Here is a 17,395-nt window from a genome sequence, read left to right on the forward strand (position 1 = left end):
GCAAGGGGTTTAGACCCTGCGCCCATGACCCAGACCATCCCCGCGCCCTTTCCGGCGCTTCGCCTGCGCCGCACCCGAGCCACCGGCTGGTCGCGCGCGCTTCACCGCGAAAACATCCTGACCCCTGCCGATATGATCTGGCCCCTGTTCGTCACCGAAGGGGCGGGCGTTGAGGAACCGATCCCCTCGCTGCCCGGCGTCTCGCGCTGGAGCGTGGATGGCATCGTCGCGCGGGCCAAAGAGGCCGTGGCACAGGGCATCCCCGTACTCGCCCTCTTCCCCAACACCCAGCCCGAGCGCCGCAGCGAGGATGGCGCCGAGGCGCTGAACCCCGACAATCTGATGTGTCGCGCAATCCGGGCGATCAAGGACGCCTGCGGCGATGATATCGGCGTGCTCACCGATGTCGCGCTCGATCCCTATACCAGCCATGGTCAGGACGGGCTGATCGACGATGCGGGCTATGTGCTCAATGACGCCACGGTTGAGGTACTCGTGGGCCAGTCGCTCAATCAGGCGGCGGCGGGCGCGGATATCATCGCCCCTTCGGACATGATGGACGGCCGCATCGGCACGATTCGGCAGGCGCTGGAGGCCGAAAGCCACCACAACGTCCAGATCATGTCCTATGCCGCCAAATATGCCAGCGCCTTCTATGGCCCCTTCCGCGATGCGGTGGGCAGTCGCGGGCTGCTGAAAGGCAACAAGAAGACCTACCAGATGGACCCGGCCAATGCCGAGGAAGCGCTGCGCGAGGTCGCCGTCGATCTGGCCGAGGGCGCGGACAGCGTGATGGTCAAGCCCGGCCTGCCCTATCTGGACATCGCCATCCGCGTGAAGCAGCAATTCGGCGTGCCGGTCTTCGCCTATCAGGTGAGCGGCGAATATGCGATGATCGAGGCCGCCGTGGCTGCGGGCGCGGCGGATCGCGACACGATGGTGCTGGAAACCTTGCTGGCGTTTAAGCGGGCGGGATGCAGCGGGGTGCTGACCTATCATGCGCTGCATGCCGCGCGCCTGCTGAATGCCTGAAATTGTCTGACGCTCTGCCCATCATCACCGACAGGCTGATCCTGCGCCCATGGGAGGATCGCGACCGCGACGCCGCCTGGATGATGGCGCAGGACGCCGAGGTGATGCGCTATCTGGCTTCGCTGGACCGCGAGAGCAGCGATGCGATGATCGACCGGATGATGGCCATGCAGGCGCAGCATGGCCACACGTTCTGGGCGATGGAGCGGCGCGGGGATGGGCAGTTCCTTGGCATGTGCGGATTTTGTCCGCCGCGCCCCCCGTTGTCGGAATATGAGATTGGCTGGCGTCTGGCCCGCACGGCATGGGGCCAGGGCTATGGCACGGAAAGCGCCCGCGCGGTGCTGGACTGGGCATGGACGCATCGCAATATGGCCACGATTGTTGCCATCACCACGCGCGAAAATGCCAAAAGCCAGGCACTGATGATGCGGATCGGCATGGCCCATGCGCCGGATGAAGATTTCGATCACCCCGCCCTTCTGGAAACTGATCGCTTGCGTCCCCATGTTCTCTATCGCATTGCACGGCCGAAGAGCTGAGAGGACACCATGCGTTCAGACGTTACCATCGCCCCGTTCAAGGGCATCTGGCCCCGCATCCATGAAAGTGCTTTTATTGCACCAGGTTGCAGGATTATCGGCAATGTCGAAATCGGGCCGGACGTCAGCATCTGGTACAATTGCGTGATTCGCGGTGATGCCAATTCGATTCGCATCGGCGCGCGCAGCAATATCCAGGACGGCAGCGTGGTCCATTGCGACAGCCCCAAACCGGGAATGCACGATGGTTTCCCCACCGTCATCGGCGAGGATGTGCTGATCGGCCATATGGCGATGGTGCATGGCTGCACGCTGATGGACCGGTCTTTCGTCGGGCTGGGCGCGATCGTCATGGATGGCTGTGTGGTCGAAGAGGATGCGATGCTGGCCGCAGGCGGGCTGCTCAGCCCCGGCAAGCGCATCCCCAGCCGTCAGATGTGGATCGGCCAACCGGCCCGCTATGCGCGCGAACTGGACGATGCCCAACTGGCCGACATGCAGCGCGGCGTGGCCGCCTATGTCCGCAACGGTCGCGATCATAAGGCGGCGCTGGACGATATGCTGCTGCATGGCGCGGCCTAAACTCGCCCTGCCTGCGCCCGAGGCCATCCGCGCGCTGGTCGATGGCGAGGGCAGGCTGGCGGTCAAGGTGACGCCCGGCGCCCGCAGCGAGGGGGTCGAGATTGTCGAGGGCCGGTTGCTGGTCAAGGTCCGCGCCAAGCCTGAGGACGGCAAGGCGACCGAAGCGGTGATCGAACTGGTGGCGCAGGCATTGGGCATCGGATCGAGCCGGGTGACGCTGCTGCGCGGGGCGACTTCGCGGGAAAAACTGCTCTCTATTGCCGCGTGATGCGGCCTGCGGCCTAGGGCCGCGTGATGCTGACGGCGGCCAATGTGGCGACGGCCGCCCATGCCGCCCCCAGCCACAGCCCCGCCTCTGGATGATGCAGCCCCATCGCCGCACCGCCCACACCGCCCAGCACCAGACCCAGCCATAGCGCCAGCCCGGCCCCCGCGCCCGGCACCTTCTGCCCGCCCAGCGCTTGGCCCGCTTTCACCAACGCTCCAGTCACGTAAGTCAGCGCAAGGCTCCCCTCGCCCTCACGCTGAAACGTGGCGTTCAAGGCCCCCATCGCCAGCACCAGCGCCCCCTGGGCAATCACCGTGCCATGCGTCAGCGCGCCCACCGCCAGCAAGGCGCAGACCATGCCCAGTACCGCCACCTTGCGCCACGGCCCCGAACGCGCCGCCACCGCCGTGCCCAGCGCCACGCCCAGCACAAAGCCCAGGATCAGCCCCGCCGGCACCAAAGCGCGGCGCATATCGCTGGCCAGATTGACCGCCATGCGCGTCGAATTGCCCGACATGAAGGAGATGAAATAGCCGCCATTGGCGACAAAACCGCTGGCATCGACAAAGCCCGCCAGCGCCGAAAGCGCAATGGCAAGGCTGCGTCGGGAGCGGTCGAGCCTGTGCATTCAGTCCGCTGACGCCTCAACGGGAACCCCAACCGGCACCATCGAACCGGCGATCTCCTCCAGCACGCCCGCCATGGCGTCCGCCATCACCTTATCCTCCGGGGCCACATCGGCAATCGCGCGGCGCATGGCGGCGGCCCATTGATCGGCGGTTTCGCGCGCAATCGGCAATCCGCGATGCATGCTCATCATGCATTTGCCCGAGGCGAACCAGTCGCGCGGCCCGCCCGACCATCCGGTCAGAAACCCGGCCAGACTTTCGCGCATCGGCCCCAGATCGGCGGCATGCATTGCGCGCAACTCGGCATAGGCCGGATCAGCCTCCATCAGATCATAGAAACGGTTGGTGATGGCCGCGATCACCTCGCGCCCGCCCAGCCGCTCATAGGGCGTCTTGCGGGCCACCTGTTCGCCTTCGATCTGGTCGGTTTCATCACTCACGGGGCCCATCCTTATGCAACAGATAATGCAACCCGCTGCCATGGGCCAGCCTAGCAGGCTTTGACACCAATCAATAGGGGACACCAATCAATAGGGCATGGCCGATGCAGGCGCACGCATAGCCATTTGCGCCCCGACCGGCCCCAGCCCCGCCGAAGGTTTCACGTGAAGCACCGCCGCCAGACGCGCGCGAAACGCGGCTAGCTCGGCCCGATCCACCCCGGCGCGCACGGTAAAGCCCACCGACATCGGGTCGACCGGCGCCCCGCCGCGAAACACTTCATAATGCAGATGCGCGCCCGTCGACAGGCCCGTCGAGCCGACATAGCCGATCACCTGCCCCGCGCGCACCCTCATGCCCGGCGACACGGCAAAGCGGGAAAGATGGCCATAGCCGGTGGAGACCGCCCCGCCATGGTCCAGCCGGATGTAATTGCCATGCCCGCCATGCGGCCCGACGAAATTGACCAGCGCATCGGCCACCGCATAGACCGGGGCGCCCCATGGCGCGGCCAGATCGGTGCCGGAATGCATCCGCGCAAAGCCCAGGATCGGATGCAGCCGCAGGCCAAAGCCCGAACTGATCCGCGCGCCCGCGACCGGCATCACCAGCGCCTGCGTCGCGCGTTGTTCGGCCATGTCGGAGGCGTCATAGAATTGCGCATCGCGGCCCTTGCCCCAGCGCAGCAATTGCTTGGCCATATGGCCGCCCGATTCGATGGCGGCATATTGCAGATCGCCCACCTCGACCTTACCATCGGGCGCGCGTTTGTAATCGACCACCATGTCGAAGACATCGCCCTGATGAACCTCATCCAGGCTGAGATGAGCGTCGATGGCGGCCAGGAATTGCTGGATCGCCTTCATCGGCGCGCCTGCCGCGCGCGCGGCGCGATAGACACTGGCCCCGGCCACACCGCGAATGCGCAAAGGCGTTGAATCGACCGGCAGAACATGGCGCGTCACCGCAAAGCTCCCTGCCGCAGAACGGGTCAGCGTCAGGTCGAGATCGAAACGCGCGCGCAGGGAGAGGCTTTCGAGCGGGCGCGCCGCCCCTGCGCCTGCGGCCTGCCCCAGATGCAGGGCAAAGCGCGTGCCCGGCGCGATATCCTCCAGTACTACGGCGGAGGCCAGTGCGCTGCGCACCTCGCCATTGTCGGCCGCCGAAACCCCGGCGCGGGTGAGCATCGCCTCGACGCCGTCCTCCTGCGCCAGCATCACCGAGAGATCGAGACTGGGCCGCTCGGGCGCCTGCGCCAGTGGAACGAGCCGTGCGGTCGGCCCCATCCTGCTGCCGGTGTCGCCGCCATAAAGCAGGGGCTGGACGGTCTGACTGCGCCATTCCTGGCGCGCGACGGCGTCCATCGGCTGCGACTGGATCGCAGGGCCGCCGCCGATGCCCGGCCATAGCGCAACCGCCAGCCCGATCCCGCCCAGCATCAACCCCAGCCCGCGATACCAGCGCGCCGTGCCGATGTCCTCGGCGAGGTCGGTGGCAAAGTCGAAACCGCGCAAGGCACGCTGCATCCGTGCGGCCAGAGCCGGCGGCAAGACGACAGGGGTGGAAAAAGCGCGGCTTGCCATGATGGCCTTTGCAAAGGAGATTTCTACACCTCCCTCCCTGCCTCATGATGGTTAAGTCATCGCTAAACCTGTGGCCTTTTGGTCCATTGGCCCCCGAATGCGACAAAGCGCCCCTTGCAGGGCCGGGTCTGCTTTGCCACATTCAGGGGGTAATGGTTCACACCCCCAACCTGCGCGCTTCGTTTCGCCCGCAACAATCCCACGATGGCCGGGTAAAGGCCGTGCTTGGCCCCACCAACACCGGCAAGACCCATCTGGCCATCGAGCGGCTCTGCGCCCATTCCTCCGGCGCCATCGGCTTTCCGCTGCGGCTGCTGGCGCGTGAGGTCTATGAAAAGGTCTGCGCGATCAAAGGCGCGGAGCATGTCGCGCTGATCACCGGCGAGGAGAGGATCGAGCCGCCGAATGCGCGCTGGCTGCTGTGTACGGTTGAGGCGATGCCGGTAAGGGGGCCGGTGCGCGGCGGGCCCAAAAAGGGCGCGAATACCCGCTTCACCGACCTGTCCTTTGTCGCCATCGACGAAATTCAACTCTGCGGTGATCGGGATCGCGGGCATATTTTCACTGACCGCCTTCTGCATGCGCGTGGGCGCGATGAGACGATGCTGCTCGGCTCCTCGGTGATGGAGCCGCTGGTCAAGTCTCTCGTACCCGAGGCCGAGATCGTCAGCCGCCCGCGCTTTTCCACGCTCAGCCACTCGGGCGCAAAGAAACTGTCGCGCGTGCCGCCGCGCAGCGCCATCGTCGCGTTCAGCGCCGAGCAGGTCTATGCCGTGGCCGAAATGCTACGCCGGTTTCGCGGCGGGGCGGCGGTGGTGATGGGCGCGCTTTCCCCCGAAACCCGCAACCGTCAAGTCGAACTCTATCAATCGGGCGAGGTCGATTATCTGGTGGCCACCGATGCCATCGGCATGGGGTTGAACCTTGATATCACCCATGTGGCTTTCGCCGGGCTGTCGAAATATGACGGGGTGCGCCAGCGCCGCCTGCTGCCCACCGAAATGGCGCAGATCGCCGGGCGCGCCGGGCGGCATCAGCGCGATGGGACCTTTGGCACGCTGGCCGGAACCGGGGGCCATGACGCGGAATTTTCCGATGAGGAAATCTATGCGATCGAGGAACATCGTTTCGCCCCGCTGACCCGCCTGTTCTGGCGCGAATCCGATCTCAGCTTTGATTCGGTGGCGCGGCTGATCGGTTCGCTCGAACGGCCCCCGGCCAAGGCCGAACTGATCGCAGCGCCCCAAGCTATCGATCTGGCCGTGCTCAAGCGCCTTGCCGAGGACCCCGATATTGCCCCCGGCGTGCGCGGCACCGGTATGGTGCGCCGTTTCTGGGAAGCCTGCTCGCTGCCCGATTTTCGCCAGCAGGGAGCCGAAACCCACGCCCGTTTCGTCGCCCGCCTGTGGGAGGAATTGCGCCACGGGCCGCTGGGCGCCGACACCGCGCCGCGCGCCATTGCCCAGCTCGACAACACGCAGGGCGATATCGACACGTTGCAGGGCCGGATCGCGGCGGTGCGTTCGTGGTCCTATATCTGCCAGCGGCCCGATTGGGTGCTGGCGCGCGATGAAATGGCGGCCCGCGCGCGCGAGGTGGAATCGCGCCTGTCCGATGCCCTGCACGCCCGCCTGACCGAGCGTTTCGTCAACCGGCGCACCACCGTTCTGATGCGCAAGCTGGGGCCGGACGCAGGCCTGCTGTCGGTCGCGATGGAGGGCGATGATGTGCTGGTCGAGGGCGAGAAGATCGGCACGCTGAGCGGCTTTGCCTTTCGCGTCGATCCTTCGGCGCGGCATGAGGATGCGCGGCTGCTTCAGGCGGCGGCGGAGAAGCATTTGCCCGACCTGCTGGCCCGGCGCGCGGGCGAATTGATCGCGGCGCTGAATGCGGGCGAGGCCGATGTGGAGATGCAAGGCGAGAGCATCGTCTGGCATGGCCATCCTCTTGCCCGGATCGCGCGGGGGCGGGCGCTGCTCACCCCTACGCTGACGGCTGTGCCTTTGCTCGACCGGCTTGCCGCGCCCTTGCGCGCCGATCTGATCGCGGCGCTGGGGCAATGGCTGGCGCGGCGGTGGAAACCGCTGGCCCCGCTGGCGGCAATGGAGGCGGCCAGCCTTGATCCCGACAGCGGATCGGATCTGCGCGCGCTGCTCATCCGCATGATTGAGGGGGGCGGGATGGTTGATCGCGCCGCCTCGGGGGTGGAAAAGCTTTCTCCGCCCCAGCGCGATGTGCTGCGCAGGCTGGGGGTGCGGATCGGGCCGCTCGATGTGTTTCACCCCGCGATGGTCAAGGCCGCGCCGCTGCAATTATGGCAATCGGCGGTGGGCGCAAAGGGCATCATCGCCCAGCCGATGACCCCGGTGGTCAAGCTGAGCGACAAGCCTGTGCCGCGCTTCTATCGCCGCTTGGGCCAGGAGGCGCTGCGCATCGACCGGGCCGACCGGCTGCTGCGCGAGGCCCATGCGCGGCGCAAGGCGGCGAGCGGAAAAGGAGGCAAGACGGCCTTCTCGCTCGATCCGGGCGAGGCGGTGAAGATCGGCCTCTCGACGCGGGCCTATGCCCATCTGCTGCGGCTGGGCGGATTTCGCCCGATCATGCCGCGCGTGCTGCCGCCTGAAATCCATGGCCCGCCCGCCCCGCTGGTCTGGCGCTGGCATCCTCCGCGGCGTGAGACCGAGGCATCCACCCGTCAGCAGGCCGCGATGGACGTCGACAGCCCCTTTGCCGCTCTGGCCTCGCTGGTGGCCTGATGCGGATCGACAAGCTCCTCTGGTTTCTGCGGCTGGTCAAAACCCGGGGCGCGGCGCAGGAATGGGTCGAGGCGGGCCATATCCGCCGCAACGGCACGCGCATCGAACGCTGTTCGGCCTCGGTCGCGGTGGGCGATGTGCTGGTGCTGCCGGTGCCTTCGGGGGTGCGGATCATCCGGTTGATCGCCATGCCAAACCGGCGCGGACCGCCAAATGAGGCACAAAGCTGTTATGAGGCGCTTGACGAGACCGCCCCTTCCCCACTAGCAGCGGGGAAAGTTTGTTCTTCATTGAAAGGGGATTTGCAGCCATGACCTATGTCGTTACCGACGCCTGCATCCGCTGCAAATACATGGATTGCGTGGAAGTCTGCCCGGTTGACGCCTTTTACGAAGGCGAAAACATGCTGGTGATCAATCCGAGCGAATGCATCGATTGCGGCGTTTGCGAACCGGAATGCCCGGCCGAAGCCATTCTGCCCGACACCGAAAGCGGGCTGGAGCAGTGGCTGGAGCTGAACACCAAGTTCAGCGCCGAATGGCCCAACATCACCACCAAGAAGGATTCGCCCGAGGACGCCGACGAATTCAAGGGCGTGGACGGCAAGTTCGAAAAGTTCTTCTCTGAAGCGCCGGGCGAAGGCGACTAAGAGAATCTACCGGGGGGCGAATCACCCCCGGAAGGCATTTTCGGGTGCCCGAACGATAAAATTTTGCTGCCAGAGGCTGGGGTTGCGATAAACGCACCGCTGGCCTCTGGCAATTTTGTTACAGGCGTGCTATATAATAGGACAGTCGCGACAGGCTGTCCCTATGTCTGGCCTGTCGTCATCGCAAAGAACCGGGTCGAACCCCCTGACCATGAAAGGCGTCGTTGCAGCACTCGGTTGATGTTTCGCATCATACCGCAGCAAAAGCTCATCACTTTTGCACGGGCATGCGCAATATCCGCCGTGATCCTCTCCATGCTGCACCGGGCCGAGTGAAAGGACGATAGATGACCGCCAAGGCGCACGCCTTCGATGTCGGAGATTACGTCGTATACCCCAAGCACGGCGTTGGCCGGGTGATCGAACTGCTTGAGCAGGAGATCGCGGGGATGAAGCTTGAACTGTATGTGTTGCGGTTTGAAAAAGAACGCATGACGCTGCGCGTTCCGGTTAACAAGGTCGAAGCCATCGGCATGCGCAAGCTGTCCTCGGACAAGACCCTGCGCGAGGCGATGGACACGCTCAAGGGCAAGCCCAAGGTCAAGCGCACCATGTGGTCGCGCCGCGCCCAGGAATATGAAGCGAAGATCAATTCGGGTGATCTGGTATCGATCGCCGAAGTGACCCGCGACCTGTTCCGCGCCGACGATCAGCCCGAGCAGTCCTATTCGGAGCGCCAGATCTTTGAAGCCGCCTCCAGCCGCCTCGCGCGCGAACTGGCCGCGATGGAAAAGACCGACGAACCGGCTGCTCTGAAGAAGATCCTCGCGATCCTTAATGAGTATGCGCCCAAATATTACGAGGCCGCCGCCGCCGTCTGATCGGCCGGGGCCCGTATGGGTTTGCAAAGAGGGGCTGCCCGTCGGGGCGGCCCCTTTTTCTTTGGGGCTTCCCTTTGGGTGTGTGGTGTATTACAACACCAACACGCAATATGTCAGGGAGCAGCCCCATGGACTTTCGCAAGATCACATCCGCCTTTGCCCCGATGATCGCCATCGGCATGACCGCCATGCTGTCGGGATGCCATGATGGCGAGGTTTCGCTGCATGGCGCGGGCAAACCGCTGGCCGAACTCGACCTGTCCGGCCCGGCGCCCGACAGCGTGGTGGTGCTGGGCCCCGATGCGGTGAAGATCGAACCGGGCGAAAAACTGGCCATCAAGGTGGATGGCGCGCCCGATCAGGCTTCGCACCTGCGCTTTACGCTGAAGGACGGCACGCTGGGGATTTTGCGCGACAGGAAAGGCTGGAACACCGGCGATGCGGTTTCGGTGCTGGTGACCATGCCCGCGCCCAAATCGCTGACCATGACCGGATCGGGCAAGATCACCAGCGCCGATCTGGCGCGCGAGGCGGCCATCAACATCGTGGGTTCGGGCGATATCGAAACCCCCAAGGTGGAAGGCGAAAAGCTGGAAATCTCGATCGGCGGTTCGGGCACCTATCGCGGGGCGGGCCATACCGCCGATCTGAAGGTCAATATCGCGGGCAGCGGCAGCGCCGAAATGGGGCCCCTGAAGGCCGATAAGGCCGATATTTCGATCCTTGGTTCAGGCGACACGCAATTCGCCTCGGACGGGACAGTGAAAGCCTCGATGATGGGTTCGGGATCGGTGCATGTAAAAGGCCGCGCCAAATGCGAGGTCAGCGCGATGGGTTCGGGCAAATTGGTGTGCGAACCCTGAACCGGCACGGTTCAGATCGGCGCAGCGGCGCGGCGCAGGCGATCGTTGATCGCCGCGCCGATGCCTTCATCCGGGACGGGCGCAATGGCAACTTTGGGCTGCGGCGCATGGGCCGCCTCATGCAGCGCCGCGTAAAGCCGCGCTGCGGCCTCAGCAAGGTCGCCTGAGCGCGAAAGTACGCTATCGCCCTCCTCCTTCCCAAAACTGATGTAAAACTCGTCAGCGGCCTTCTCAGCGGCATTCAGGCGCACCGGCTTGCCCGGCGCATAATGGCTGGTCATTTGCCCCGGCGCCTCGATGCCGCGATCCTCATGCGCCTCGCCCTGCCCCAGCACCGCGGCCAGATCCGCCGAAGTGATCGGGCCGGGGCGCAGCACCTGCCATCCGCCATCGGCGCGCAGGGCAACAATCGTCGATTCAATCCCCGCCTTGCACGCCCCGCCATCAACGATCACCGGCACCCGCCCGTCCAGCGAGGCCGCGACATGACCCGCCGTGGTCGGGCTGACCCCGCCGCTGCGATTGGCCGAGGGCGCCGCCAGCGGCAGGCCGGATTCGCGCAAAATCGCCTGCATCACCGGATGCGCCGGACAGCGAATCGCCACCGTGGGCAGGCCCGCCGTCACCGCAGCCGCCAAAGGCGCATCGCCCCGGCGCGGCAAAACCATCGTCAACGGCCCCGGCCAGAAAGCCGCCGCCAGCGCCCGCGCGCGGTCATCGAGCACCGCCAGCGCCTCAGCTCCGGCAAGATCGGGCACATGCACAATCAAGGGGTTGAAATCCGGCCGCCCTTTCGCCCGATAAATCGCGGCCACGGCATCGACACTGTCCGCCCGCGCGGCCAGTCCGTAAACCGTCTCGGTGGGCACCGCGACAATCGCCCCGTCGCGCAAGACGCGCGCCGCCAGCGCCAGATCATCAGGCGTGGTGGTCACGATACGGGGAAGATCATTGTCAGCCATAGCTCTCCCGCTATAGCGCAAGAGCAGCAAAGCCAAGCATAAGGAACGAATTTATGGCCGATCAGGGCGATCCGCTGGCCCGTATTGCCGATGCTCTGGAGCGACTGGGCGCGCATTTGGCTCCCCCCGCCCCGGCACCCGCCGAATGGCTGGCCCATCCCGCCTATGTCTGGGATGGGCGGACCGCGCGCGGGGTGGATCGGCTGGACGCCCCCGCATTGCGCCTGCTTCAGGGCATTGAGCAGCAGAAAGAAGCGGTTGCCCGCAATGTCGCAAGGCTGGCGGCAGGCCATGCCTCGCATGACATGCTGCTGTGGGGATCGCGCGGCATGGGCAAATCGGCGCTGGTGCGCGCCAGCGTGCTGAACGCCGCGCAGGCCCACCCCGGCGCCATCGCGCTGGTTCAGGTGGCCCCCGATGCGCTCTCCTCGCTCTCGGCGCTGTTTGCCATGCTGGGGCGCGTGGAACGGCAATTCCTCACCTTCATTGACGACCTCGGCTTTGAGGAAGGCGACCTCTCCGGCCCGCGCGCACTGCGCTCATGGCTCGAAGGCGGGGTCGAGGCGCGCCCGGCCAATGTCCGCCTTGCCGTCACATCAAACCGCCGCGCCATCGTCGGGCGCTCTCTGGGCGAACAGGACGATCCCATCAACCCGCGCGATGTGGTCGACGACAAGCTGGCGCTGGCCGACCGCTTCGGCCTCTCCATCGGCTTCCACGCCTGCTCGCAGGACGATTATCTCGCGATTATTTCCGGCTATGCGCAGGAGTTGGGGCTGAGCTTTGAAGTGGGCGATGCGCTGGAATGGTCCAAGCGGCGCGGCAGCCGGTCCGGGCGGATCGCATGGCATTATGTGCATGAGCTGGCCGGGCGGGCCGGGATGAGGGTTTAAGGGGGTTTAAGGGAAGTTTAGATGCGAGGGACTCGTCCCTCGCGCTCCCGTTACTGTCTATGTCGCGCCATGGTTCGGCGTTTGGTGTCGGACGCACCGTCTGAAAATTGAAAGCCTGCGGCGCCCCTTATTAGCGCCGCAGGCTTTTATCTCATCACCCCACATTGGCCATCCAAGCGCCACCCCAGTAATGGGATTGCAAAGGGACTAGTCCCTTTGCCCGCCGGAGGCATAAAACCCCCAAAAACCTAAACGTTCAATTCTCCTGCACCTTCTGATCGTCCTTGAACTTCAAGCGATACTGGATTTCCGGATCGCCATTGAGGTCCTTCTGCGGTGGCAGATGCTTGACCACGACCGGCTTGATCTCGGCAGCGGGCGCGGCGCCCGGCGCCACCACGCGCCAGATGATCCCGGCGGTGTCGTCCGAGACCAGCAACGCGCCGTCCTGGGCAAAGCTCAGCCAGGTGGGCCGCCCATGGGTTTCGCCATCCGGCTTGAGGAATCCGGTCAGCACCTTTTCGGGCAGGCCCTGAGGATTGCCATTGGCATCAAAGCGAACAAAAACAACGTCATAGCCAGCGGCAGGCTTGCGGTTCCACGAGCCATGGCGCGCGATGAAGGCGCCATTGGCATAATGCGCGCCCATTTTCTCGCCGCCCTTCACAAAGGCCAGCCCAAGCGCGGCCACATGCGGCCCCAGCGCATATTCGGGCTTGCGGACATAATCGATCAGGAATTCGGGCATCTGGAATTCGGGCGTGTTCTGATAGACGCGATTGTCCTCATTCTTGCCCCAATAGAACCAAGGCCAGCCATAATGCGAGCCCACCGGCACATTGGTCAGATAGTCGGGCACCAGATCGGGGCCGAGCTGATCGCGCTCGTTCACCACCGTCCAGAGTTCTTGCGTCGAGGGGTTCCACGCCATGCCGTTGGCATTGCGCAGACCCATCGCATAGCGGCGGGCATGGCCGCTGGCGATGTCGATTTCATAGATCGCGGCGCGGCCTTCCTCGGCCTTGGGGCCGCGTTCGCCGATGTTCGAGGCCGAACCGATGGCGACATAGAGATGCTTGCCGTCGGGGCTGAGCACCAGATTGCGCATCCAGTGATTGCCCGCAGGCGGCAGATCCATCAGCTTTTTGGGCGCCCCGGTCAGGCTGGTCGCGCCGGGCTGATAGTCGAAGGCCAGCACCGCGTCATGATTGGCAATGTAGAGCTTGCCGTCGCCATAGGCCATGCCCGAGGGCGAGGAGAGCCCCTCGCGCAGGACAAAGCGCTGGTCGGCAACCCCGGTGCCCTTGCTGTCGCGCAGCAGGACGATACGATTCGGGCTGGGATCGCCCGCGCCGACAAAGCCCATGAAGATGTTCTGCAAAAATCCGGTGATTCCGCCCGGCCCATTGTCCTTGGGCGCGCCGGTCTCGGCCACCAGCACATCGCCATTGGGCAGCGTGATGATCGTGCGCGGATGCTGCAAGCCGGTGGCGAAGCGGGTGACGCTCAGCCCCTGTGCGGCGGTGGGCGCCTCATTGGCGGCCCAGCCCACCGATTTGACCAGCCCCACCGTGGGGAAGGTCTCCGGCTCGGGATCGACCAGCTTGGGCTTGCTGCCTTCCATCTGCTTGATCGGCAAATGCGAGACATTGCCGTGCGACAGATAGGCAAAGCCTCCCCCGCCAACCAGAATGACGGCACCAAGGGCGATAAGCGATTTGCGCAAAGTAGGGCTCATGCGCGATGAGATAGGGATTTGCCGCGTGGCCCACAAGCCCGGAATGGTAGCCCTTGGCGGGGGCGATTGGGCGTATTACATCGGCGCCATGTTCGACTTTTCCCCCCAGGCCGACGCGCCCAAATCCGAAATCTACCGCGACCTGCGCGAAGCCGCGCTGGCAATCACCAGCGACGAGAGCGATAGTGTGGCCAATATGGCCAATGTGGCGGCGCTGATCTGGCAGTTCCTGCCCGATCTCAACTGGGCCGGGTTCTATCGCGCCATCGGCGACGAATTGGTGCTGGGGCCTTTTGTGGGCAAACCGGCCTGTATCCGCATCCCCTTTGGCCGTGGCGTGTGCGGGACCGCAGCGGTAACCGGCGCGACCCAACTGGTGCCCGATGTCCATGCCTTTCCCGGTCATATCGCCTGCGACGGGGCCAGCGCCTCGGAACTGGTGGTGCCGGTGGTGGTCGATGGGCGCGTGGTGGCGGTGATCGACCTCGACAGCCCGACTCCTGCGCGCTTCGATGATGAGGATGCGGCGGGGATTGAAGCTCTGGCGGGGGCCATAACCAGGGCCATCTCCGGTTAACCTCGTAAATTACCGGATATAGGCATTTAAGCTTTCACTTGGGCGCAGGGATTGTTTCTGATATTAACCTTTATGAACGAGGCGCGCGCCGCGTTCCCGTCATGAAGGTGCCAAGCCCATGTCCATCCGCGCCCTGCTGATTGCCGCCGGTTTCGTTTCGGCCGGTTTCATCGCCTTCCCCGCCATGGCCCAGACTTCATCGGGCCAGGTTTCGGCCATGCCCCTGCCCGCGCCCTCACTGGCCGGGGCCAGTTACAGCCAGACCGCGCCCGCTGTCGGCGCGCCGGTTTCCACCGCCTATGCACCCCCGCCCGCCGCCGGTCTGCAGCCGGGCGGGATGCAGCGGGGCCCCTGGCTGGCCGAGTGCGAGCGGCGATTGAACGCCGTGCCCGGCGCCGATGTCTCGCAATCTTCGGGCGCGTGTCAGGACTGGTGGGCCTATTATCAAGGCGGCGGCGCGCCTCACCCCACCTATGGCTATTCGATCCCCATCAGCGTGATGGAAAACGTGAAAGCCGATTGCCCGCCGCAGGTGATCGAAAAGCGGGTGATCCAACGCCGAGTGATCCGGCACAAGGTCGTTCGCGACAAGCGCATCCCGATCTGACATTAAAAAAGGGGGCTTTGCGGCCCCCTCTTTTTAGATCCCCTCGCCCGTCAGACGCTGACAGATCAGATCGAGCTGATCGAGCGTGCGATAGCGGATCGTCACCGCACCCGAACGCGGATCGGCATCCACGTTGATCTTGACCGACAGGCCGAGGAATTCCTCCAGATGCGCCTGCATCGCCTGAATGTCGGCGGATTCGGCGGATTTGAATTCATTGCGGGCGCGGCGCGGCGCGGCGGTTTCGCGGCCCGACTGGCGGCGCACCATCTGCTCCACCTCGCGCACCGACAGGCCCTTGGCCGCCGCCTGCTGCGCCAAGCCTTCCGCATCTTCAACACCGATCAGCGCGCGGGCATGGCCCATCGACAATTCTCCCGCCTCGACCATCTTGGTCACCGGATCGGGCAAGGCCAGCAAGCGCTGGATATTAGCGACATGGCTGCGGCTCTTGTCGACCATCTTGGCGATCTCGGCCTGCGTCATGCTCTCGCTCTCGGCCAGACGCTGATAGGCGCGCGCTTCTTCGATCGGGTTCAGGTCTTCGCGCTGAAGGTTTTCAATGAGCGCAATCGCCATCACCTCGCGCTGCGTCAGCTTGCGCACCAATGCGGGGATTTCATGCACCTTCGCCCGCTGCGCCGCGCGCCAGCGGCGTTCGCCCGCCACCAGCCGATAATGACCGTCGCCCAGCGGCACGACGATCACCGGCTGCAGCACGCCACGTGCAGCAATCGAGGCGGCCAGTTCATCCAGCGCCGCATCATCGAACTGACGGCGCGGCTGATCGGGGTCGGGCTCGATGCTGGACACCAGCAAGGAGGCCAGACCGCTCTCCACCATCACCGGGCCGTTTCCGCCACCGCTCGAAGCCACCGGCTCCTCGCGCCGCGTCTCGCCCAGCAAAGCCTGAAGCCCCCGCCCCAGCGCAGCCTTGCGGCGCGGCGCGGCGGGCCCGGCCAGCGCGGCGGAAAGCGGGTTCTGGGTCGAGGTTTCGTCGGTCATGCGGCTTTCCTGTTTTCAGGCAAACGTGAAATCAATTCGCGGGCCAGCGCCAGATAGGCGCGGCTGCCGCTGCAATGCTGGTCATAGATCAGCGCGGGCAGACCGTGGCTGGGCGCCTCGGACAGGCGGACGTTGCGAGGGATCTCGGTGTCGAACACCAGCTTGCCCAGGCACGAGCGCACATCATCCGAGACCTGATCGGTCAGGCGGTTGCGGCGGTCGAACATGGTCAGCGCGATGCCAATGATGCCAAGATCAGCGTTGAAACGCTGCTGCACCCGCTCGACCGTCTGCAGCAACTGGCTCAAGCCTTCGAGTGCAAAGAATTCGCACTGCAGCGGCACCAGCACCGTATCGGCCGCGCTCAGCGCATTGAGCGTGAGCAGGCCCAGCGAGGGCGGGCAGTCGATGAAGCAGATATCATAGCGCTCCGATCCACGTGCCAGCCCCTTGCGCAGCTTGTCGGTGCGCCCATCGACCGAGACCAGCTCGACCTCAGCCCCCGACAGATCAACCGTCGCGGCCAACAAATGCAGGCCCGGAATGCTGGTTTCCATCGCGCATTCGGCCAGCGTCGCCTCACCCAACAGCAGATCATAGGTCGAATATTCGCGCGCCGATGCCGGCACGCCAACCCCGGTCGAAGCATTCCCCTGCGGATCAAGATCAATCAGCAGCGTGCGCCAACCCGCCGCGGCAAAGGCTGTGGCCAGATTGATCGCGGATGTGGTCTTGCCCACGCCGCCTTTCTGATTGGCAATGGCAATGCGGATCACAGCTTCACTCCCTTGGGATTGAGATGGCCGACAATCAGCCCGGCGTCCTCATCGGTCAGCGATTGTTCCACGTGGAACCCTTCGCGCACCGATGCTTTGAGTGCTTCTAACTCTTGCCCTGCCGACCGCCCCTTCGGCAACAGCCAGAGCGTGTCCCTTGTGGAAAAGCGTGCGGAGATTTTCAGAAGCTTGTCGAGCGGTGCAAAGGCGCGGGCAGAAATCACCGCAACGGTGCGCGTCTCCACCATCTCCAGCCGCTGGCCCAAGACCTTCGCCTTGGGCAGCGCCAGTTCCTCAATCACGCGATTGAGCCATTCGACTCGGCGCGCGCGTGATTCCACCATCAGCACTTCATGCCCCGGCCGCATCGCCGCAATCACCAGCCCCGGAAAGCCTGCGCCGGTGCCAAGATCAAGCCATGGCCCCTTGGTCCCATTCCATGTTTCACGTGGAACATGCGCGAGCAATTGCGCGGAATCGACGATATGCCGCTGCCACACCGTCGGGATCGTCGCGGCGGCCACAAGGTTCTGACGCTCATTTTCCTCGGCCAACATCGCGAGCAACTTCTCCAGCCGCTCCATCGCCTCGGGCGTCATTTCCCAGCGCGC

Annotated in this window: 20 protein-coding genes; 12 read left to right on the forward strand and 8 right to left on the reverse strand. The window is 64.8% G+C overall.

The annotated features are described in order from the left end of the window. Positions 1 to 24 precede the first annotated feature (24 nt). From hemB to FHW92_RS10600, 4 genes are read left to right on the forward strand one after another with little or no spacing between them, the layout of a single operon-like run. Complete coding sequence (hemB, locus tag FHW92_RS10585; RefSeq protein ID WP_168603216.1) at positions 25 to 1,032, forward strand: porphobilinogen synthase; 1,008 nt, start codon at positions 25 to 27, stop codon at positions 1,030 to 1,032. A gap of 2 nt (positions 1,033 to 1,034) precedes the next feature. Beyond that, entirely contained in the window at positions 1,035 to 1,574 is a 540-nt protein-coding gene (locus tag FHW92_RS10590) for a GNAT family N-acetyltransferase (RefSeq protein ID WP_168603217.1), read from the forward strand. 9 nt (positions 1,575 to 1,583) lie between these two features. Then, on the forward strand, positions 1,584 to 2,156 hold the full coding sequence (locus FHW92_RS10595) for a gamma carbonic anhydrase family protein (protein ID WP_168603218.1): 573 nt from the start codon (positions 1,584 to 1,586) through the stop codon (positions 2,154 to 2,156). Continuing rightward, a complete protein-coding gene (locus tag FHW92_RS10600) occupies positions 2,143 to 2,424 on the forward strand; it encodes a DUF167 domain-containing protein (RefSeq protein ID WP_168603219.1) in 282 nt (93 codons plus the stop codon). Before FHW92_RS10595 ends, FHW92_RS10600 begins: the two co-directional genes overlap by 14 nt. Before the next feature lie 13 nt (positions 2,425 to 2,437). Here the strand turns inward: FHW92_RS10600 and FHW92_RS10605 are convergent, their stop codons facing one another. The 3 genes from FHW92_RS10605 to FHW92_RS10615 all read right to left on the reverse strand — a co-directional run bounded on the left by FHW92_RS10605 (position 2,438) and on the right by FHW92_RS10615 (position 5,077). Continuing rightward, the gene (locus FHW92_RS10605) at positions 2,438 to 3,052 is read right to left on the reverse strand and encodes a DUF1275 family protein (RefSeq protein WP_168603220.1); all 615 of its coding nucleotides are present in this window, start codon (positions 3,050 to 3,052) and stop codon (positions 2,438 to 2,440) included. Continuing rightward, entirely contained in the window at positions 3,053 to 3,493 is a 441-nt protein-coding gene (locus FHW92_RS10610) for a group II truncated hemoglobin (protein ID WP_292688126.1), read from the reverse strand. Between the two features lie 87 nt (positions 3,494 to 3,580). After that, positions 3,581 to 5,077 (reverse strand): M23 family metallopeptidase, encoded by a 1,497-nt coding sequence (locus FHW92_RS10615; RefSeq protein ID WP_168603222.1) that lies wholly within the window; start codon positions 5,075 to 5,077, stop codon positions 3,581 to 3,583. Between the two features lie 152 nt (positions 5,078 to 5,229). On the opposite strand from FHW92_RS10615, the gene FHW92_RS10620 reads away from it, so the two are divergent. From FHW92_RS10620 to FHW92_RS10640, 5 genes are all read left to right on the forward strand, one after another. After that, the gene (locus tag FHW92_RS10620) at positions 5,230 to 7,833 is read left to right on the forward strand and encodes a helicase-related protein (RefSeq protein WP_168603223.1); all 2,604 of its coding nucleotides are present in this window, start codon (positions 5,230 to 5,232) and stop codon (positions 7,831 to 7,833) included. After that, positions 7,833 to 8,147 (forward strand): RNA-binding S4 domain-containing protein, encoded by a 315-nt coding sequence (locus FHW92_RS10625; RefSeq protein ID WP_168603224.1) that lies wholly within the window; start codon positions 7,833 to 7,835, stop codon positions 8,145 to 8,147. The genes FHW92_RS10620 and FHW92_RS10625 overlap by 1 nt, the downstream gene beginning before the upstream one ends. Beyond that, the gene (fdxA, locus tag FHW92_RS10630; RefSeq protein ID WP_168603225.1) at positions 8,144 to 8,482 is read left to right on the forward strand and encodes a ferredoxin FdxA; all 339 of its coding nucleotides are present in this window, start codon (positions 8,144 to 8,146) and stop codon (positions 8,480 to 8,482) included. Before FHW92_RS10625 ends, fdxA begins: the two co-directional genes overlap by 4 nt. A gap of 347 nt (positions 8,483 to 8,829) precedes the next feature. Next, positions 8,830 to 9,363 (forward strand): CarD family transcriptional regulator, encoded by a 534-nt coding sequence (locus FHW92_RS10635; RefSeq protein WP_168603226.1) that lies wholly within the window; start codon positions 8,830 to 8,832, stop codon positions 9,361 to 9,363. A 128-nt stretch (positions 9,364 to 9,491) separates the two neighbouring features. Then, positions 9,492 to 10,226, forward strand: a complete 735-nt coding sequence (locus FHW92_RS10640) for a head GIN domain-containing protein (RefSeq protein ID WP_168603227.1) — start codon at positions 9,492 to 9,494, stop codon at positions 10,224 to 10,226. Positions 10,227 to 10,237: 11 nt separating this feature from the next. On the opposite strand, the gene FHW92_RS10645 is transcribed toward FHW92_RS10640, so the two are convergent. After that, complete coding sequence (locus tag FHW92_RS10645; protein ID WP_168603228.1) at positions 10,238 to 11,188, reverse strand: L-threonylcarbamoyladenylate synthase; 951 nt, start codon at positions 11,186 to 11,188, stop codon at positions 10,238 to 10,240. Between the two features lie 53 nt (positions 11,189 to 11,241). On the opposite strand from FHW92_RS10645, the gene FHW92_RS10650 reads away from it, so the two are divergent. Further along, positions 11,242 to 12,081: an ATP-binding protein gene (locus FHW92_RS10650; RefSeq protein WP_168603229.1), complete on the forward strand. Its 840-nt coding sequence runs from the start codon at positions 11,242 to 11,244 to the stop codon at positions 12,079 to 12,081. Positions 12,082 to 12,337: 256 nt separating this feature from the next. Here the strand turns inward: FHW92_RS10650 and FHW92_RS10655 are convergent, their stop codons facing one another. Then, a complete protein-coding gene (locus FHW92_RS10655) occupies positions 12,338 to 13,819 on the reverse strand; it encodes a sorbosone dehydrogenase family protein (protein ID WP_168603230.1) in 1,482 nt (493 codons plus the stop codon). Positions 13,820 to 13,907: 88 nt separating this feature from the next. Between FHW92_RS10655 and FHW92_RS10660 the strand changes: the two genes are divergently transcribed. Then, a complete protein-coding gene (locus tag FHW92_RS10660; RefSeq protein WP_168603566.1) occupies positions 13,908 to 14,396 on the forward strand; it encodes a GAF domain-containing protein in 489 nt (162 codons plus the stop codon). A gap of 118 nt (positions 14,397 to 14,514) precedes the next feature. Continuing rightward, positions 14,515 to 15,003 (forward strand): hypothetical protein, encoded by a 489-nt coding sequence (locus FHW92_RS10665; RefSeq protein WP_168603231.1) that lies wholly within the window; start codon positions 14,515 to 14,517, stop codon positions 15,001 to 15,003. Between the two features lie 33 nt (positions 15,004 to 15,036). Here the strand turns inward: FHW92_RS10665 and FHW92_RS10670 are convergent, their stop codons facing one another. From FHW92_RS10670 to rsmG, 3 genes are read right to left on the reverse strand one after another with little or no spacing between them, the layout of a single operon-like run. Continuing rightward, a complete protein-coding gene (locus FHW92_RS10670) occupies positions 15,037 to 16,008 on the reverse strand; it encodes a ParB/RepB/Spo0J family partition protein (RefSeq protein ID WP_168603232.1) in 972 nt (323 codons plus the stop codon). Next, positions 16,005 to 16,784 (reverse strand): ParA family protein, encoded by a 780-nt coding sequence (locus FHW92_RS10675; RefSeq protein WP_168603233.1) that lies wholly within the window; start codon positions 16,782 to 16,784, stop codon positions 16,005 to 16,007. Before FHW92_RS10675 ends, FHW92_RS10670 begins: the two co-directional genes overlap by 4 nt. Next, positions 16,781 to 17,383, reverse strand: a complete 603-nt coding sequence (gene rsmG / locus FHW92_RS10680; protein ID WP_246870060.1) for a 16S rRNA (guanine(527)-N(7))-methyltransferase RsmG — start codon at positions 17,381 to 17,383, stop codon at positions 16,781 to 16,783. The genes FHW92_RS10675 and rsmG overlap by 4 nt, the downstream gene beginning before the upstream one ends. Positions 17,384 to 17,395: the final 12 nt, after the last annotated feature.

It is taken from the genome of Novosphingobium sp. SG707, assembly GCF_012275515.1.
In the GTDB taxonomy this organism is placed as follows: domain Bacteria; phylum Pseudomonadota; class Alphaproteobacteria; order Sphingomonadales; family Sphingomonadaceae; genus Novosphingobium.

What these genes read in the sequence shown, in the direction of transcription:
- hemB (WP_168603216.1), top strand. Translation starts at nt 25, where the DNA reads ATGACCCAGACCATCCCCGCGCCCTTTCCGGCGCTTCGCCTGCGCCGC.
- FHW92_RS10595 (WP_168603218.1), top strand. Translation starts at nt 1,584, where the DNA reads ATGCGTTCAGACGTTACCATCGCCCCGTTCAAGGGCATCTGGCCCCGC.
- FHW92_RS10600 (WP_168603219.1), top strand. Translation starts at nt 2,143, where the DNA reads ATGGCGCGGCCTAAACTCGCCCTGCCTGCGCCCGAGGCCATCCGCGCG.
- FHW92_RS10605 (WP_168603220.1), bottom strand. Translation starts at nt 3,052, where the DNA reads ATGCACAGGCTCGACCGCTCCCGACGCAGCCTTGCCATTGCGCTTTCG.
- FHW92_RS10615 (WP_168603222.1), bottom strand. Translation starts at nt 5,077, where the DNA reads ATGGCAAGCCGCGCTTTTTCCACCCCTGTCGTCTTGCCGCCGGCTCTG.
- FHW92_RS10620 (WP_168603223.1), top strand. Translation starts at nt 5,230, where the DNA reads ATGGTTCACACCCCCAACCTGCGCGCTTCGTTTCGCCCGCAACAATCC.
- FHW92_RS10625 (WP_168603224.1), top strand. Translation starts at nt 7,833, where the DNA reads ATGCGGATCGACAAGCTCCTCTGGTTTCTGCGGCTGGTCAAAACCCGG.
- fdxA (WP_168603225.1), top strand. Translation starts at nt 8,144, where the DNA reads ATGACCTATGTCGTTACCGACGCCTGCATCCGCTGCAAATACATGGAT.
- FHW92_RS10635 (WP_168603226.1), top strand. Translation starts at nt 8,830, where the DNA reads ATGACCGCCAAGGCGCACGCCTTCGATGTCGGAGATTACGTCGTATAC.
- FHW92_RS10640 (WP_168603227.1), top strand. Translation starts at nt 9,492, where the DNA reads ATGGACTTTCGCAAGATCACATCCGCCTTTGCCCCGATGATCGCCATC.
- FHW92_RS10645 (WP_168603228.1), bottom strand. Translation starts at nt 11,188, where the DNA reads ATGGCTGACAATGATCTTCCCCGTATCGTGACCACCACGCCTGATGAT.
- FHW92_RS10650 (WP_168603229.1), top strand. Translation starts at nt 11,242, where the DNA reads ATGGCCGATCAGGGCGATCCGCTGGCCCGTATTGCCGATGCTCTGGAG.
- FHW92_RS10655 (WP_168603230.1), bottom strand. Translation starts at nt 13,819, where the DNA reads ATGAGCCCTACTTTGCGCAAATCGCTTATCGCCCTTGGTGCCGTCATT.
- FHW92_RS10660 (WP_168603566.1), top strand. Translation starts at nt 13,908, where the DNA reads ATGTTCGACTTTTCCCCCCAGGCCGACGCGCCCAAATCCGAAATCTAC.
- FHW92_RS10665 (WP_168603231.1), top strand. Translation starts at nt 14,515, where the DNA reads ATGTCCATCCGCGCCCTGCTGATTGCCGCCGGTTTCGTTTCGGCCGGT.
- FHW92_RS10670 (WP_168603232.1), bottom strand. Translation starts at nt 16,008, where the DNA reads ATGACCGACGAAACCTCGACCCAGAACCCGCTTTCCGCCGCGCTGGCC.
- rsmG (WP_246870060.1), bottom strand. Translation starts at nt 17,383, where the DNA reads ATGACGCCCGAGGCGATGGAGCGGCTGGAGAAGTTGCTCGCGATGTTG.